This window comes from Aquaspirillum sp. LM1, from assembly GCF_002002905.1.
Lineage (GTDB): Bacteria > Pseudomonadota > Gammaproteobacteria > Burkholderiales > Aquaspirillaceae > Rivihabitans.
This window is the reverse complement of sequence record NZ_CP019509.1, coordinates 1,341,987-1,358,430: the sequence shown is the minus strand read 5'-3', so window position 1 is coordinate 1,358,430 and position 16,444 is coordinate 1,341,987. Positions and strand designations below refer to the sequence as shown.

Annotated in this window: 10 protein-coding genes; 2 read left to right on the top strand and 8 right to left on the bottom strand. The window is 60.0% G+C overall.

Annotated features, from left to right (window positions below):
* Positions 1-30 precede the first annotated feature (30 nt).
* Positions 31-987 carry a TerC family protein gene (locus BXU06_RS05830; protein ID WP_077297702.1) on the bottom strand — a complete coding sequence of 319 codons (957 nt, stop codon included), beginning with the start codon at positions 985-987 and terminating at the stop codon, positions 31-33.
* A gap of 140 nt (positions 988-1,127) precedes the next feature.
* On the opposite strand from BXU06_RS05830, the gene BXU06_RS05825 reads away from it, so the two are divergent.
* Complete coding sequence (locus tag BXU06_RS05825) at positions 1,128-1,955, top strand: SDR family NAD(P)-dependent oxidoreductase (RefSeq protein ID WP_077297700.1); 828 nt, start codon at positions 1,128-1,130, stop codon at positions 1,953-1,955.
* Positions 1,956-1,973: 18 nt separating this feature from the next.
* Here BXU06_RS05825 and BXU06_RS05820 read toward each other — a convergent pair whose 3' ends face one another.
* From BXU06_RS05820 to BXU06_RS05790, 7 genes are all read right to left on the bottom strand, one after another.
* On the bottom strand, positions 1,974-2,582 hold the full coding sequence (locus tag BXU06_RS05820) for a UPF0149 family protein (RefSeq protein ID WP_077297698.1): 609 nt from the start codon (positions 2,580-2,582) through the stop codon (positions 1,974-1,976).
* Between the two features lie 63 nt (positions 2,583-2,645).
* Positions 2,646-3,017, bottom strand: a complete 372-nt coding sequence (locus BXU06_RS05815) for a hypothetical protein (protein ID WP_150125119.1) — start codon at positions 3,015-3,017, stop codon at positions 2,646-2,648.
* A gap of 91 nt (positions 3,018-3,108) precedes the next feature.
* Positions 3,109-3,954 (bottom strand): carboxylating nicotinate-nucleotide diphosphorylase, encoded by an 846-nt coding sequence (gene nadC / locus BXU06_RS05810; RefSeq protein WP_077297694.1) that lies wholly within the window; start codon positions 3,952-3,954, stop codon positions 3,109-3,111.
* 319 nt (positions 3,955-4,273) lie between these two features.
* Positions 4,274-7,081 carry a DEAD/DEAH box helicase gene (locus BXU06_RS05805; protein ID WP_077302692.1) on the bottom strand — a complete coding sequence of 936 codons (2,808 nt, stop codon included), beginning with the start codon at positions 7,079-7,081 and terminating at the stop codon, positions 4,274-4,276.
* Positions 7,074-8,759: a site-specific DNA-methyltransferase gene (locus tag BXU06_RS05800; RefSeq protein ID WP_077297692.1), complete on the bottom strand. Its 1,686-nt coding sequence runs from the start codon at positions 8,757-8,759 to the stop codon at positions 7,074-7,076. Before BXU06_RS05800 ends, BXU06_RS05805 begins: the two co-directional genes overlap by 8 nt.
* Positions 8,760-8,766: 7 nt before the next feature.
* A complete protein-coding gene (locus tag BXU06_RS05795) occupies positions 8,767-10,044 on the bottom strand; it encodes an RNA-binding domain-containing protein (RefSeq protein WP_077297690.1) in 1,278 nt (425 codons plus the stop codon).
* Positions 10,045-10,054: 10 nt separating this feature from the next.
* Entirely contained in the window at positions 10,055-12,886 is a 2,832-nt protein-coding gene (locus BXU06_RS05790; protein WP_216352547.1) for an SNF2-related protein, read from the bottom strand.
* A 744-nt stretch (positions 12,887-13,630) separates the two neighbouring features.
* On the opposite strand from BXU06_RS05790, the gene acnB reads away from it, so the two are divergent.
* Positions 13,631-16,219 carry a bifunctional aconitate hydratase 2/2-methylisocitrate dehydratase gene (gene acnB / locus BXU06_RS05785; RefSeq protein ID WP_077297686.1) on the top strand — a complete coding sequence of 863 codons (2,589 nt, stop codon included), beginning with the start codon at positions 13,631-13,633 and terminating at the stop codon, positions 16,217-16,219.
* Positions 16,220-16,444 lie beyond the last annotated feature (225 nt).

Below are 16,444 nucleotides of genomic sequence, written 5' to 3'. Positions count from 1 at the left end.
AGCCAGAACAGCAGCAGCAGCGCAGACCGCTTACCCGGCGGTTTTGCGGCTGACCAGCAAGGACGCCACAATCGACGCCGTCAGCAGCAGGAACACCACCGCCAGCGACACCACCACCGGAATATGAAACACCTCCAGCAGCAGCATCTTCATGCCAATGAAGGTCAGCACGGCAGCCAGGCCGTATTTGAGCAGGTGGAAGCGGTCGGCAATATCGGCCAGCAGGAAGTACAGCGCACGCAAGCCCAGAATGGCGAAGATATTCGAGGTCATCACGATGAACGGATCCTGCGTCACCGAAAAAATCGCCGGAATGCTGTCCACGGCAAACACCAGATCGGTCAGCTCAATCATTACCAGCACCAAAAACAGCGGCGTGGCCCAGCGCACCCCGTTGCGGATGATAAAGAACTTTTCCTCATGGAATTCTTCGGTCACCCGCAGGTGGCGGCGCAGCCATTTCAGCACCGGGTTGTTGGTCAGGTCGTCTTTTTCCTCTTTTTCCGGCAGCATCATCTTCAGGCCGGTAAACACCAGAAACGCCCCGAACACATACAGAATCCAGGCAAATTCGGCCACCAGCACCGCGCCAACGGCAATCATGATCGCACGCATGACAATTGCCCCGACCACCCCGTACACCAGTACCCGGCGCTGGTAAATATCCGGCACCTTGAAAAAGCTGAACAACAGCAAAAACACAAAGATATTATCCACTGCCAGCGATTTTTCAATCAGGTAGCCGGTGAGAAACTCCAGCGCCTTCTGATCGGCCAGCGCATGGCGGGCAGCCTCGTCCAGCGCCAGTGAAGTATCGCTGCGGATATGCCACCACAGCCAGCCATTGAACAGCATGGCAATGGTAAACCAGATGGCCGACCAGCCCAGCGCCTCACGCACGCTCACCTTGTGCTGGCCGGCGCGGTTGAGGGCAAACATGTCAATCAGCACCATCACCAGAACGGCGGCAAAAAAGCCGCCGTACATCAGTGGGCTACCCACGGAACTCAATCCTGTTTCCAAATGTATTTCTCCTGTATCGGGTTGGGTGGGGCTTGGACTTGGCGGGCAAACACGCTATGGTGCATGCCACGCCTGATTACTTATTACTTATATAGCAGCTCATCATGAAAACCATCCTGATTACCGGCTGTTCCAGCGGTATTGGCCACACCGTTGCCCATGGTCTGCAGCGCCAGGGCTGGCGGGTGTTTGCCAGTGCCCGCCAGCCCGCCGACGTGGCCCGCCTGCGCAGCGAAGGACTGAACGACGCGCTGCAGCTGGATGTGGACGACAGCCTGTCGATCAACCGGGCGCTGGGCGACGTGCTGGCCGCCACCGGCGGCACCCTGGACGCGCTGTTCAACAACGCTGGCTTTGGCCAGCCCGGCGCAGCAGAAGACATCAGCCGCCACGCCTTGCGCGCCCAGTTCGAAACCAATCTGTTTGGTGCCTGGGAGCTGACCAGCCGCGTGCTGCCGGTGATGCGCAGCCAGGGCCACGGGCGCATCCTGTTTAATTCATCCGTGCTGGGCTTTGCCGCCATGCGCTGGCGCGGTGCGTACAACGCCAGCAAATACGCCATGGAAGGCCTGGCCGACACCTTGCGGCTGGAGCTGGCCGGTACGGGTATTCATGTCTGTTTGATCGAACCGGGGCCGATCACCAGCCGGTTCAGACCCAATGCGCTGAAAAAGTTCATGAATCATGTCAATTGGCAGCACAGCATCCACGCCGCAGCGTATCAGGTGCAGATCGACCGGATGGAAAAACCCGGCCCAGCCGCGCCATTTACCTTGCCTGCCGAGGCAGTATTGCAGGCAGTGCAGCAGGCGCTGCAGGCGCGTCGGCCCGCCGCGCGCTACCGGGTGACCGTGCCGACCCAGCTGTTCTGGTGGCTGAAGCGTGTATTACCCACCCGCTGGCTGGATGCCGTGCTGAAGCGGGCGGCGTAGGCGGCTAGATGAACAGGGTTAATCGTCGCCGTATTCGGCTTCCAGCGCCGCCCGATGGGCGCTGAAAAACGCATGGAAACTGCCCACTGCCGGGGTGATTTCCGCCAGCCAGGCTTCGCGTTGCGCCTGGGTGACTTCCCCCAGAAACGGACGCATGTCCGGGTCGGGATCGTGCTCGAACGCCAGCGCCATGATGGGGGCCAGCGCCAGGCTCAGCGCCGGATGGTCGAACACCTGCGCCCAGTCGTCGTTGAACAGGCGCATGCCTTCGCTAAAGCCATCCGCCCACTGATTGCCCAGCACCACGCCGTCGGCATTGGCCTCCAGCCAGGGATGAAATGCCTCGCCCTGGCGCAGGGTGTGGGAAATTTCCTGCCAGTAGCGGCCCAGCAGGGCAACAAACTGCTCCAGCGACTTGGCCGAGGTAAAGCTGTCGTCGTCGTCAAACGCCGCACCCAGCACCAGCGGCAGGCAGGCGGCGGGCGGCAGTGCCTCCGGGCCGCACAGCAGCGCGGCAAAAAAGCCGTCCATTTTTTCCAGCGACATCGCCCCCTGCGCAGCCAGACGCTGCAAGGTGGCAGACAAACGCTGATAGTCTTTATCCGTCAGCGGAGAAACCGGTTTCATCAGTAGGAGGTCCAGGTCAGATTGCGCCCGTCCGGCAGGGCGGCGCAGGCAGGCGCGTCATGGTCAAAGATAGAGCGGCTTGCCGGTAACTTCCTGATACGCCTGCGCCATGGCGTCCAGCTGGGTGAGCAGGGCTTGCAGGCGCGGGTCGGCAAAGCGCAGCGTGGGTTCCATCGCCTGCAGCACCCGGCGGGCGCTGCGGCACACATCGGCAGCCAGATTGAAATCGGCGGCACCCAGCACCTTGCCCTGCCGAATCTTGCGCCAGTACACCTGCATGGTGCGCCAGCGCGCCTGGGCGTCATCGTTCAGGGCCAGACTGCCCAGCACCTGATCGGCGGTCTGGCAGGCGGCTTCGGCCACGGCAAAGCGGCTGGCCATCTGCTTGCGTTCGGCCTGGTTCATCCCGCGAGGGGCAGAGGGTTTGGGCGGCATGGATAAAAGCTTTCAACAAACCGCGCATTGTAGGCGAAAACGCCCGGCAGGTGGCCGGGCGCGAAGCACATTACAGTTGGGAAAGGCGCGCTTACAAGGCAAAGCGCATCGACAAATCCACCGCCGACACGTCCTTGGTCAGCTTGCCAATGGAAATCCGGTCTACTCCGGTGGCGGCAATGGCGGCTACGGTGTCCAGCGACACATTGCCCGACGCTTCCAGCTCGGCGTAGCCGGCTGCCAGTTGCACTGCTGCGCGCATATCGTGCAGCGACATATTGTCCAGCAGCACCAGCCGGGCACCGGCATCCAGTGCCTCGGCCATTTCCTGCAGGGTTTCCACTTCAATCTGCACACTGACATTGCTGGGTGCCAGGGCGGATGCCACTTCCAGCGCCTGGCGGATGCCGCCAGCGGCCATGATGTGGTTTTCCTTGATCAGAATGCCGTCAAACAGCCCCACGCGCTGGTTCACCCCGCCGCCCACCGTCACCGCATATTTCTGCGCCACGCGCAGGCCGGGCAAGGTTTTGCGGGTGTCCATGATCCGCGCCTTGTAGCCGGCAATTGCATCGGCGTAGCGGCGGGTCAGCGTGGCGGTGGAAGACAGGGTTTGCAAGAAATTAAGCGCCGAGCGCTCAGCAGTCAGCAAGGCCCGCGCCGGGCCGTCCAGCGTACACAGCTCGGTGTCGGCAAACACCATTTCACCTTCCTGCACCCGCCAGATGACATGGCAACGCGGGTCCACCTGACGAAAGCATTCGCTGAACCAGGCCTGACCGGCAATCACCGCCGCTTCGCGCGCCACCACGGTGGCGCGGGCAATGGTATTGGCCGGAATCAGCTCGGCAGTCCAGTCCCGTGGGCCAATGTCCTCCGCCAGGGCGCTGGCAACATGTTGGGCAATCAGATGTGACGGGGGCAAGGTGGCGGTCATGGCCAGAATCCTGAGCAGGCAAAGAGTCTGATTGTGCGAGTCTGCCGGCTGGCTGTCAAAACCACCATCATCCGGTGCGGTGTTCCGCCACCAATGTCAGATCGTACCAAACCCGGTTATCGGGTTCGGTACAAGCATTCTGCTGCGAATTACCGAACGCACGGGGAGTGAATCCGGCGCACAAGGCAACTGACAATTTCGGCAATCTTTGCTGACAGCCTTGTTTGACAGACATATCCGCTCTGGCTGACTCGGATTGCTGCAGAGCAACATCTATTTTTGACTTGCGCTCATTTCCGGGAGTGCGTTGGGGTCTCGCTCATGATATCTCCCCGGGTAAAGCAAACTCGGAACACAGGGTTTTGACGCTGCGTCCCAGCTGAATGGCCGTATCCGGCACCAGCAGATAGTGCCAGCGCTTGCCGCCATGCTGCGCCACGTGTTGATTGGCGTAGCCGCACCAGCGCAGTGCTGCCCGCGCCTTGGCCTGCACATCGTCCTGCGCCATCTGGTCGGCCCGCTTTGGTTCGATGAGCAGGCAGGCATCCGCCGTTTCCACCACAAAATCCGGCTCGTAATTCCTGCCACTCTGGTATTCGATACGGAACTGCCCCGGTGCTGGTTTCATCCATTTGAGGACAGCCGGTTCGTCCTCCAGTATCTGCGCCAGCCGCCATTCGCCCTCGACCGACTGGAATTTCTGATAGGGATAGCAGCACTTCCGGAAGCCCTTGAACACCATCTGGCGCACCAGGCGCTTGTCGGTAATGGGAGCGCGGAAATCACGGGGATATTCGCTGGCGGCCAGCGTGAAACTAGCGGGTTTCAGCACGTCAAAACCCTGAGTCACCTTGCCAATGTAATCTGTCGGCGTGACCCAGACATGCCGCTGCATCTGCGCCCAGACAAATTCACCCAGTTGCCGCTGCCAATAAATCAGCACGTTTTCCAGCTTGTCCTCGTCGCCGCCCAGATGTTCGCGCAGACGGGCGACGACTTGAGCCGCCAGCCCGTAGAGCAGGTCGGCGTGTTCGTCGTAATCGATAGCATCCTGATCGACCAGTTGGCGGACGATGTAATCCTCGGGGCGGATTTCCTGAACGTCGGAACCTTCCCACTGGATGCGCGCCTGCTGATTGTCTTCCAGATGCAGCAACAGTAATTCCTGGCTGACTGGCTGGTAGGCGATCTTCTCCAAGCCTTCCAGCGTGAATTCCTGAAAACGGTAATTGACTTCGCGCGTCGGCAACACCGTGATCTGCGGTACGTCGATGGTCAGTTCGATCAGGCGCTCGGTGACGTGGCGCACTACCTGCGAGACCAGCGCTTCGGGGCTGGCAGGCTTGGCCGCTTCCATCCCCGGCAGGCTGGCCTGCGGCGGGGCGGCTTCCTCGGCCCAGCGGCGGACCTTGGTCACCAGCCGCTGTTGTACCTCGGCATCGTTCAAGGCCTTGCTCGACGGCAGGCTGGCCGCCTCCTGCTGCACGGCGCGCAAGGCCAGTTCTGCCAGGCGGGATTCCTCCGGGCTAACGGGCTTGTCGGGTGTTGTTCCGGTGACGGCCTCATCGATTGTTTTTCCATCCTGCTCCGGCTGGTGGCCGGTACACAGGATGTCGAGCACCGACCCGGTGTTGAGCAGGTGTGGCTGCTTGTCCGGCACGTCGGCATCTTCTGTGGCGCCAATATAGACGGTTTTCCGGATGATCGACTCGGGGTCGTTGGCGCGGTCGACAATGTCCTGGAAACGGTCGTGGGCGATGATGCACAGCCGGTCCACCGCCTCCACCCCCGTGCGTTTACCGAAGGGCAGGCGAAGCCCGCGACCGATGGTTTGCTCGGTGAGGATTTCTGAGGCTGAAGCGCGCAGCGGCACGATCGTGTACAGATTGGTGACGTCCCAGCCTTCCTTGAGCTTGTTGACGTGGATGACCACCTCGGTCTTCTCGTCATACTCCACTGCCAGCAGGCGGGCCATGGCCTCGTCGGACTCTTCGCCGGACTGGTTGGAATGCACCTCGATCACCCGGCCCTGGTAATGGCCGTTGAAGAAGCTTTCGGATTCGAGCTTGGCCTTCAATGCCGAGGCATGCGCCGTATCCTGTGCCACCACCAGCATGAAAGGTTTGACCACCGGCTGCTCATGAGTCCGGGCGTAGTTTTCCAGTGCCACCTTGACGAATTCGTGATGGTGGATGCCATCCTCCAGCTTGATTTCCTCCAGCCGCTCGGCACTGACCTGGTCGGCGCGGAAGTCCTTGCGCGTCGCCACCGCCGGAATCTTCACATAGCCGTCCTGCAAGGCGCGGGACAGCGGATAGTGATAGACGATGTTGGCAAACTGGCGCGGATTGGCACCCACCGTCTTGGGTGTGGCTGTCAGCTCGATGCCGAGCACCGGCTTCAAGTCGTTGATCGCCTTGGCCCCGGCGCTGGCATAGTAACGGTGCGCTTCGTCCATCAGCACCACGAGGTCGGGTAGAGTGGCCAAGTAGTCGAAGTAGGATTCACCAAGGTATTCCTGATAACGGCGCACCCGCGCCACGCTGGACTTGGCCGCGCCTTTCTTGTTGTCGCGAGCGTTGATTTTGGAAATATTAAAGATGTTGATATGCGGTGCTGAATCCGTGCCGAACATGTCGCCAGTCAACGTTGCCGGCACGGCAAAATCCAGCCGCACACCCCGTCCATCTTCGTAATCCTCGCCGGTAATCACCACCGGTGCCATCTGCGCCAGTTCGGGAATGCCGGCAAAAACGTATTTCGGGTGGCCCAGGGTAAAATCGTTCTTGAGTTTTTCGTAGATGGTCAGGTTGGGAGCCAGTACAAAGAAATGCCGACTGCGCCCGGTGATGAACAGCCAGGCGATGATGGCACCCATCAGCCGGGTCTTGCCCACGCCGGTGGCCAGCGCAAAGCACAGCGTGGGGAAATCGCGCTCGAACTTTTCCACCGTCGGATACTGGGCGCGGATGGTCTTCAACCAGTGTTGCAGGTCGGCATCCTTGGTGAGTTCCAGCTTTTCCAGCAGCCCGGCCAGGATGTCCAGGGATTCGCGCTGCGGCCCGCGCAGGGAAAGCCGGGCGGCGATTTGCTGCGCGGCCCGGCTGCCGTCGATGGTCTCACGCATCAGCAGCATCCTCATTTCCGGCATTCAGTTCGAACTCATCCTCTTCCTCGGACAGCGGTTCCGCTTCCGCCAGTACGTCGATCTTGAAGCTGTAATCGTCGTGGTCCCACTCGCACTTGTGCAATACCGTTTTGGGGATTTTCTTCAGCGTCAGGTTGGGGAAAGCCGTGACGTCGGCCATGAAGGCCTTGCAGCAAATCAACAGCGAACGCTCGTTGCCGACTTCCTCGCTGATGACGCGCAACTGGTCATGCGAGAGGCTGCCAGTGGTGACGTAGATGAAGTCGGTTTCCGTACTGCGCCCGTGCTGCCAAAAACTGGACTGGCTGGGGGCATAAGTGAAGCCCATCAGCTTGCACATGGCTTCGGAAAGCATTTCGCCGTTGTATTCCGGGTTGATGACCCAGTGGCCCCATTTGTCCTTCTTGAGCAGCGAGGGCGCCAGACGGTAATAGCGGAAACCGCCGCCACCCTGCCAGCCCACCGCCTTGGTGATACCGCCGGGGTCGTCGCCATCAATGACCTTTTTCAGGCGCGGCACGATGTGGGTATGGCAATGCTCGCCCAGTTCGACCATGATCCAGCGCCGGCCCATCTTGTGCGCGACGGCGCCAGTAGTGCCGGAACCGGCGAAGGAGTCGAGGACGAGGTCGCCGGGGTTGGTGGCGATGTGGACAATTCTCTGAATCAAGCTTTCGGGTTTGGGCGTGGAGAATGGATCGATGTCTGTTAGAAGCTTGTTCAAATGGTCGCGTTTTGCCTGCTGATTTGTCCCCACCTCATCCGCTGACCACCAGGTCCGCGGAGCAACTCCATCACGTACTTCAGTGAGATAGCGTTTGATAATCGGGAGCCGGTCACCATCGGTACCAAAGTAGGCTCGTCCTTCCACCCTTGCTGTAGCCAGAGTTTCCTTTGAAAAGGCCCAGTATCGACCGGGCGGCGGGGTGACAATTCTTCCCGATGGTAATGTGACTGGGAATCGCTGCTTTTCAGTCCCACTCTTTGCTGTTCCATCATCCCCCTGGCGCCAAGCGCCTCGCGGGTCATTGTCGGGATTTTTAAATCTTCCAAGCTGTGTTTCTGTACGCGGCATCAAATTCCGGTAGTCCGACCAAAGCGCACGCTCTTTCGCATATACAAGTATGTTGTCATGTGACAGGGAGATGTCGGCATCTCCGCGCCCACCTTTGTCTTTCTCCCATACGCAAGTCGCTACGAAATTTTTCCGTCCAAAGATCTCATCGCACACCACCTTCAGGTAGTGCGCCTCGTTGTCGTCAATCGTGATCCACAACGAGCCATCCTCCGCCAGCAGCGTCCGGATGATTTCCAGCCGGTCGCGGATCAGCGTCAGCCACATCGAATGCTCCACCCCGTCGTCGTAGTGGGTGAAGGCGCTGCCGGTGTTGTAGGGTGGGTCGATGAATACACATTTGACCTTGCCGGCGTATTTGCCTTCCAGCGCTTTCAGCGCCAGCAGGTTGTCGCCCTGGATCAGCAGGTTGTCGTCGAAGGCGGTCGGCGCTGCGTCGGCGGCTTGTTCGACCAGATCGGGGGCGGTGCGCGGCGCGGCGTGGTGCGACAGCGCCTTGTCTTCGAGCAGGATGCGCGGTTCGAGCCGTGGGCGCTTGTGTTTGCCGGGCCAGGTGAGTTCGAGTTTGGTCTGGGTGGTCATCAGTGGCTTATTCTTCTGCGGTGAACTGCGCCACCAGGCCGTTTTTCTCGCGGCTGGCGGCGTAAATGGTGAGCTTGAGTTCGGTGTGATCAAGCTGCTGGTACAGCGGTCGGCGTAGCGACAGCTTTTCGCTGGCGTTCAAAATCGTGGGCACACCTTCGCCACGCCGTTCGATCAGGTTCTGCCGTTTGCTGACCGGGTCGGCAGGATAATAGCGCGACAGCAAATTCACCAGGGTTTCGTTACGGGTGATGCTGTTGGCGTCCATGCTGTCGATGGTCAGGCTGTTGGGCAGGCCGCCGGGGGTGGAAAGTTCGAGGCGGTCGGCAAACAGGTGCAGGCGGATGCGCGCGCCGTGCATCGAATAGTCGCGGTGGGCAACGGCATTGACGATGGCTTCAAACACGGCGGCCAGGTCGTATTGCGGAATGTCGATGCGGCCGGGGCGCTTGACGGCTTCGGTGCGCATATTGCGTTTGACGAAGTGGAAAGCAAGGCGAATTTGCTCATCCACCGGGCCATCGCAGTCCTGGGCGTCAAGCTGGTATTCGGCATTGCGCTCAGTGCCGGAATAGGCAACGCACTGGACGTAGGCCGATGAAAGAAAATCTGCCGGGCGCGCGGTAAGCAGCAGCACGCCGCTGACGGTGAGCCGCGTTGTACCACTTTCGTCGTCGCCGATCAGGTAGAGCTTCTTGAGCTGCGTCTGTTCCGGCAGGTCACCGCGCAGGAAGCGGACCTTGAGTTCCGGGGCGATGGCTTCCTTTTCGGCCTGGGGAACAAGCTGCTCGTCGAAACGGATCAGGCGCACCATGCTGCGCTGCTGGAATATCCGGGCCAGCAGTTCCGGTGACATTTCCCGCTTGCTGGAGCCCACGCGGTGGTAGTAGCCGCTCGGACTGCGGTGGACGAAAACGCTCTTGGCGACGCGCACCCAGACAACGGGTTTGGCTTCGCCCTGGCGGTTGGGGATTTCGACCAGCCGGGTTTCGATGGGTAACGGCGGATCGACGAGTTGGCTGGCGATGTTGGCCAGCCACAAGTCTACGGTGTCGAGGTCTTCGCGGGCGATGCCTTCGACTTCCCGCGTTTTGTCGGCCACCCCCAACACCAGAATGCCGCCACGCGCGTTGGCGAAGGCGGCGAGTTCGTCGGCGACGCTGTCTCGGTGCGGCTGTTCGACCTTCTTGCCCTTGATGGCAATGCTCTTGAATTCGTAGGCGGAATCTTCGCCGAGCCGGACCTGGTAGAGGAGTTCGCGGATGAGGTCGGTGGTATCGATCATGGGGCTTTCCTCATGAGGCTTTCAAGCGCCAGCGGATGGCAAACAGGCGCTGGCGCTGCGGCGTGAGTTTCAGCGCGGCTTCGATTTCGTTGAGCAGTTGATCTTCTTCGGCGTCGATGCGTTTTTTTTCTTCGTGGTAGTCAAGCATCACGCGGTCGCGTTCTTGCTCAAGCTGCTTGATGGCGCGCTTGATGTTGAGCTTGTCTTGCAGTGAGGCCAACTGGCGGACGGCCTTGCGGGCTTCCTTGATTTCCTGGTCGAGTTGCTTGATGCGGATGTCCAGAGCCATGCGTCGGTCTTCGGCCCAGCTGTCGAGTTTTTCGCTTTCTTCGGTGAAGTAGCGTTCGTTCAATCGCAATGCGTCGTCGAGCTTATGGCTGGCCTGTTGTGCCAGGAGTTCGGCCAGCCTGGCTTCATTCAGCGAGGTGTCCGCCGCATCGAGCAGGCGAGCCGGCAGAGTAAGCAGGCGTTCGGCCTGTGTACTGTCCAGCACGTTGCCGCTGTCGCTGCAAGCGGCGACCAGCAGGTGTTCGATGCGCTGCCGGGCGGTGGTGAGGGCGAGTTTTTCCACCCGCAGTTCACCTGATTGACCGGCGAAGTCGCGGAGGCGGGAATGCTGGCCGTTGGGGGTATGGTCAAGATCGAACTCAAGCGTGGCGACCGGCAGCGCTTCCAGGGCCGCCTTGCCCTCGGCAAGCAGTGTGGCACCCAGTCCTTCGTTGGGGCGCAGGAAACGAGCGTGGGCGCTTTCGGCCTTCTGCCAGCGCACGTCGTACCAGTGACCGTCGTGCAAAAAGCGATGGGCGTCGAACTGCGCCTTGGGCAGCATCATGCGGGCGAGCAACAGCAGCTTTTCCTGATAGTCGTTGACGTGCTGTTCGGTCTTGTCCTTGGTCAGGTTGAGGTGTTTGACGACATCGACGTCAAGATTTTCCAGTACCGAGCGGCGGGTTTCCGTGGTACGGGCGTCGAGTTCGGCTTTGAATTTGGCTTGTAGCTGGTCGAATTCGGCATCGATTTGATCGGTGTTCTTGCAGCGCTGATAAATCTCGTGGATATGACGCTCGATGTCAACACCGGATTCGATGCTGCCGAGAATTTCATCAGAAGCACCAAAGACGCCTTCAAAGAGCTGGAATTTCTCGCTGAGCAGTTCGAAAACCCGTTGGTCAGCCCGGTTGCCCTTATTAATGAAATTGACCACGACAACATCGTTTTTTTGCCCGTAACGATGGACGCGGCCAATCCGCTGCTCGACCCGCTGCGGGTTCCACGGCAGGTCGTAATTAATGAGCAGCGAGCAGAATTGCAGGTTGATCCCTTCGGCGCCGGCTTCGGTGCAGATAAGAATTTCCGCCGCTTCGCGAAAGTGATCAACCAGGGCGGCTTTCATGTCAGCTGTCTTGGCACCAGAAATACGACCGCTGCCTTCATGCTGTTTCAGCCAGTTTTTCAGGATGGCTTTGGAGTCCGGGTCGGCATTGCTGCCATTAAGCATGGCGATTTTGCCGGTGTAGCCATTATCTTGAAGAAGTTGCTTGAGTTGCGATTGGGTGCGCACCGATTCAGTGAAAATAACCGCCTTGCGCTTACCGCCCAGCCGTTCGGCAAAATCGAAGGCTTTGCCGAGAACGCGCAGCAAGGCGTCAGCCTTGGCATCACGGGCAATGCTGTCAGCCAGGCGGCGAAACCCCTTGAGTTGATCAACTTCCGCAGCCAGGGCAGCAGGATCGACGGTGTCTTCTTCGTCAATGCCTTCTTCATCGGCCAGATCGGCGATGGCGTCGTAATCGTTCAGCGCGTCAGTCAGCGGCAGCTGTTTTTCCAACCGCTCGATCATGGTAGTCAGCGTGCCCTGGATGGCGAAGGAGGACGAGGCCAGAATCTTGCGGATGACCAGCGTGACCAGATGGCGAGCGCCGGGTTTGATCGACAGGATGGTGTCGTCCTGAAGATATTCGGAAACCTGCTGATAGAGTTCGAGCTCATCCGGCGATGGCCGAAAGTCCTCGGTCATCGAGTAGCGGCGGGTAAATTTGATGCCGCCGGTTTCTTGCACCTGACGGCGCAGGGTGCGTTTGCAGATGGTTTTCAGACGGTCGCGCAGTTGCTCGAATTCGGCATTTTCCAGCTTTGGCCGGCAATACCGGGCCTTGAAGGCGTCGAGGTTGCCGAAGAAATGCGGATCGATGATGGCGATCAGGCCATAGAGTTCCTGCAGGTTGTTTTGCAGCGGCGTGGCAGAGAGCAAAAGCTTGGGACGCCCTTTGAGCGCAGCATCAAGCCGGCTGGCGATCTTTGCGCTTTCGCCTTTATAGAAATTGCGCAGCTTGTGTGCTTCGTCAAACACCACCAGATCCCAGGACACGGCCGCCAGTTCGACTTGCTTGCGTGAGGCAAACTCATAGGAGCAGATGACGACGGCAGGTTCGCCGAAGGCGCTTTCCGTCTGAAAGGGGTTATCTGCGCCAGCCGCTTGCGCTTCTTTGAAATTGCGGGCTTCGAGAATCCGCGAGGGCAGGGAAAATTTCTCGACCAGTTCCTGGCTCCATTGCTTGCGCAGGGTAGCGGGAACAACCAATAGCAGGCGGCGTTTGTGCTCGGCCCATTTTTGCGCCAGCACCAAGCTGGCTTCGATAGTCTTGCCCAGACCCACTTCATCGGCAAGGATGACACCGTGGGAAAGCGGTGAAGCCAGCGCGAACAAGGCCGCATCCACCTGGTGAGGATTCATGTCTACCTTGGCGCTGGCGATGGTTTGTGTCAATGCGTCCTCAGCCCCCCCCTCAAGCGACAGCGCGTGAGCAAGGTAGCCACTCTGATAGCCGGTGTACATCAGCATGCTTCCTTTTGCGCCAGCAGGCCCCAGATGACTTGCCATGTGTTGGCCAGAATAAAATTGAATTTCATCACCCTATGCCATGGCGGATTGAACAGGCAGTTATTGTACACAAACCGGAATTTCCGGAACGCAGTGTGCTGCGTCCCACAGAGCAATCGCATGAATGCCATCGATTGCCCTGCCGCCATGACCGGGCTCCGTCACACGCATTGCCTTGCCCATGCACAGCATCAAAGCTCACCGGTTGTGAAATTGGCAGCCTAACTTCTCATTCGGATTGAATGCGGACACAGCACCAGGCAATGCGCCGGTTTGGCCATTGGGGGAAACCCGTACCCCCTGCTGGCTTTGCCCCGGAGCATGGTGATGGGGCTTGCCAGGCAAGCTGCTGAATTCATGGCAAAAACCCTGGCACAATCCGGGTGCAGGGTGTACGGTGAAGACAAAGCTGGCAAATTGGCAAAATGTGGCAGTTGCCCGGTAAAAACCACATATTAGTGAAAAAAACCGGAAAAAGTGTCGCATTTTCTTCACATTAAGTCCGCTTTCCGATAAAATTACGCCGTTTCGACAGGCCTCCCCCGCACGGACCCGCTCCACGGCATTCTGACGGCCCCGCTGCCCCTGGCAGCACGTCGCCCAGCATGTGCAGCCTCCGCTTCGAGTCGGTGTTCCGGGTTCCAGACCCGCCGGGACGTTTTACCCCCACCAGATACTCTTGCCTGAGATAGAGAGGATGAAGCTGTGCTAGAAGCTTATCGTCAGCATGTCGCAGAACGTGCCGAAATCGGAATTCCCCCGCTCCCCCTGAACGCCAAGCAGACCGCCGAACTGGTCGAGCTGCTCAAGAACCCGCCGCAGGGCGAGGAAGCCACGCTGGTTGACCTGCTCACCCACCGTGTTCCGGCTGGCGTTGACGATGCCGCCAAGGTCAAGGCCTCTTTCCTGGCCGCTGTCGCCCAGGGCGAAGCAAGCTCCCCGCTGGTCTCCCGCGAAAAAGCCACCGAACTGCTGGGCACCATGCTCGGCGGTTTCAACATCAAGCCGCTGATCGACCTGCTGGGCGACGCCGCGCTGGGTGGCATTGCCGCTGATGCCCTGAAAAAAACCCTGCTGGTGTTCGATTTCTTCCACGACGTGAAGGAACTGGCCGACAAGGGCAACGCCAACGCCAAGGGCGTGCTGCAATCCTGGGCTGACGCCGAATGGTTCACCAGCCGTCCGGAAGTGCCGGCCTCGCAAAAACTCACCGTGTTCAAGGTCACTGGCGAAACCAACACCGACGACCTGTCGCCGGCCCCGGACGCCTGGTCCCGCCCGGACATCCCGCTGCACGCCATGGCCATGCTGAAAAACCCGCGCGATGGCATCACCCCGGAAGAAGCCGGCGTGCGCGGCCCGGTGAAATTCCTGGAAGAACTGCGCAGCAAGGGCAACCTGGTCGCCTACGTCGGCGACGTGGTGGGTACCGGTTCCTCGCGCAAGTCCGCCACCAACTCGGTGCTGTGGTTCACTGGCGAAGACATTCCGTTTGTGCCGAACAAGCGCTTTGGCGGCGTGTGTCTGGGCTCCAAGATCGCCCCGATTTTCTTCAACACCATGGAAGACGCTGGCGCGCTGCCGATCGAAATCGATTGCGCCCAGATGGACATGGGCGATGAAATCGAACTGCTGATCGATACCGCCACCGCCAAGGTCACCGCCACCAAAAACGGTGCCGTGATTGCCGAAACCACCCTGAAAACCCCGGTGATTCTGGACGAAGTGCGCGCCGGTGGCCGCATTCCGCTGATCATTGGCCGTGGCCTCACCGCCAAGGCACGTGAAGCCCTGGGCCTGGCTCCGTCCACCCTGTTCCGCCTGCCGCAAAACCCGGCTGACGACGGTGCCGGCTACTCGCTGGCGCAGAAGATGGTCGGCAAGGCCTGCGGCGTGACCGGCATCCTGCCGGGCACCTACTGCGAGCCGAAGATGACCACCGTGGGTTCGCAAGACACCACCGGCCCGATGACCCGCGACGAACTGAAAGACCTGGCCTGCCTGGGCTTCTCCGCCGACCTGGTCATGCAGTCGTTCTGCCACACCGCCGCTTACCCCAAGCTGGTTGACGTGCGCATGCACCGCGAACTGCCGTCCTTCATCTCCACCCGTGGCGGCGTTTCCCTGCGTCCGGGCGATGGCGTGATCCACTCCTGGCTGAACCGCCTGCTGCTGCCGGATACCGTTGGTACCGGTGGTGACTCGCACACCCGTTTCCCGATTGGTATTTCCTTCCCGGCAGGTTCCGGCCTGGTGGCCTTTGCCGCTGCCACCGGCGTGATGCCGCTGGACATGCCGGAATCGGTGCTGGTGCGCTTCAAGGGCGAAATGCAACCGGGCATCACCCTGCGTGACCTGGTCAACGCCATTCCGCTGTACGCCATCAAGGCCGGCCTGCTGACCGTCGAGAAGAAGGGCAAGAAGAACGTCTTCTCCGGCCGCATCCTGGAAATCGAAGGCCTGCCGGATCTCAAGGTCGAACAAGCCTTCGAACTGTCCGATGCTGCCGCCGAGCGTTCTGCTGCCGCCTGTGCCGTCGCCCTGAACAAGGAACCGATGGTCGAGTACATGCGTTCCAACATCACCCTGATGAAGTGGATGATCGCCGAAGGCTACTCGGATGCCCGCACCCTGAAGCGCCGCATCAACGCCATGGAAGACTGGATTGCCAACGGCGAACTGCTCAAGGCCGACGCCAACGCCCAGTACGCTGCCGTGATTGAAATCGACCTGGCCGAAGTCACCGAACCGATCCTGGCCTGCCCGAACGACCCGGACGACGTCAAGGTGCTGTCCGAAGTGGCCGGCGCCAAGATCGACGAAGTGTTCATCGGTTCGTGCATGACCAACATCGGCCACTTCCGCGCTGCCGGCAAGGTGCTGGAAGGCAAGTCCGACATCCCGACCCGTCTGTGGATCGCCCCGCCGACCAAGATGGACGCACTGATCCTGACCGAAGAAGGCTACTACGGCATCCTCGGCAAGTCCGGCGCGCGCATGGAAATGCCGGGCTGCTCGCTGTGCATGGGTAACCAGGCACAGATCCGCAAGGGCTCCACCGCCATCTCCACCTCCACCCGTAACTTCCCGAACCGTCTGGGTATCGACACCCAGGTGTACCTCGGTTCTGCCGAACTGGCCGCCATGTGCGCGCTGGCCGGCCGCATCGTGACGGTTGAGGAATACATGGAGCAGATCAAGCTGGTGAACGCCAAAGCAGCTGACGTGTATCGCTACATGAACTTCGACCAGATTCCGGAGTTTGTGGAACAGGCTGCTACGGTCGAGATGTAATTGTGATAATCGGCCGGTTTTACCGGTCGAGCGCCGCAATCAAAAAATCCCCCGTCGGGAAACCGGCGGGGGATTTGTCTTTCAAGAGCTAGTAGCCAGTCACGTTGAAACACGAGGGTGCCTGCGAGCAAGCCGACGTCGGATGTCTTGCTTTATTTATTTCAACACAACATCTTGATTTGACACAGCGAACCATCCGCCGCACCCCACCGCGTCATTCCCGCG

Coding starts and splice junctions, on each gene's coding strand:
- nadC (WP_077297694.1), bottom strand. CDS start 3,954: ATGACCGCCACCTTGCCCCCGTCACATCTGATTGCCCAACATGTTGCC.
- BXU06_RS05830 (WP_077297702.1), bottom strand. CDS start 987: ATGTACGGCGGCTTTTTTGCCGCCGTTCTGGTGATGGTGCTGATTGAC.
- BXU06_RS05805 (WP_077302692.1), bottom strand. CDS start 7,081: ATGCGTGAGACCATCGACGGCAGCCGGGCCGCGCAGCAAATCGCCGCC.
- BXU06_RS05800 (WP_077297692.1), bottom strand. CDS start 8,759: ATGACCACCCAGACCAAACTCGAACTCACCTGGCCCGGCAAACACAAG.
- BXU06_RS05795 (WP_077297690.1), bottom strand. CDS start 10,044: ATGATCGATACCACCGACCTCATCCGCGAACTCCTCTACCAGGTCCGG.
- BXU06_RS05820 (WP_077297698.1), bottom strand. CDS start 2,582: ATGAAACCGGTTTCTCCGCTGACGGATAAAGACTATCAGCGTTTGTCT.
- BXU06_RS05825 (WP_077297700.1), top strand. CDS start 1,128: ATGAAAACCATCCTGATTACCGGCTGTTCCAGCGGTATTGGCCACACC.
- BXU06_RS05815 (WP_150125119.1), bottom strand. CDS start 3,017: ATGCCGCCCAAACCCTCTGCCCCTCGCGGGATGAACCAGGCCGAACGC.
- BXU06_RS05790 (WP_216352547.1), bottom strand. CDS start 12,886: ATGCTGATGTACACCGGCTATCAGAGTGGCTACCTTGCTCACGCGCTG.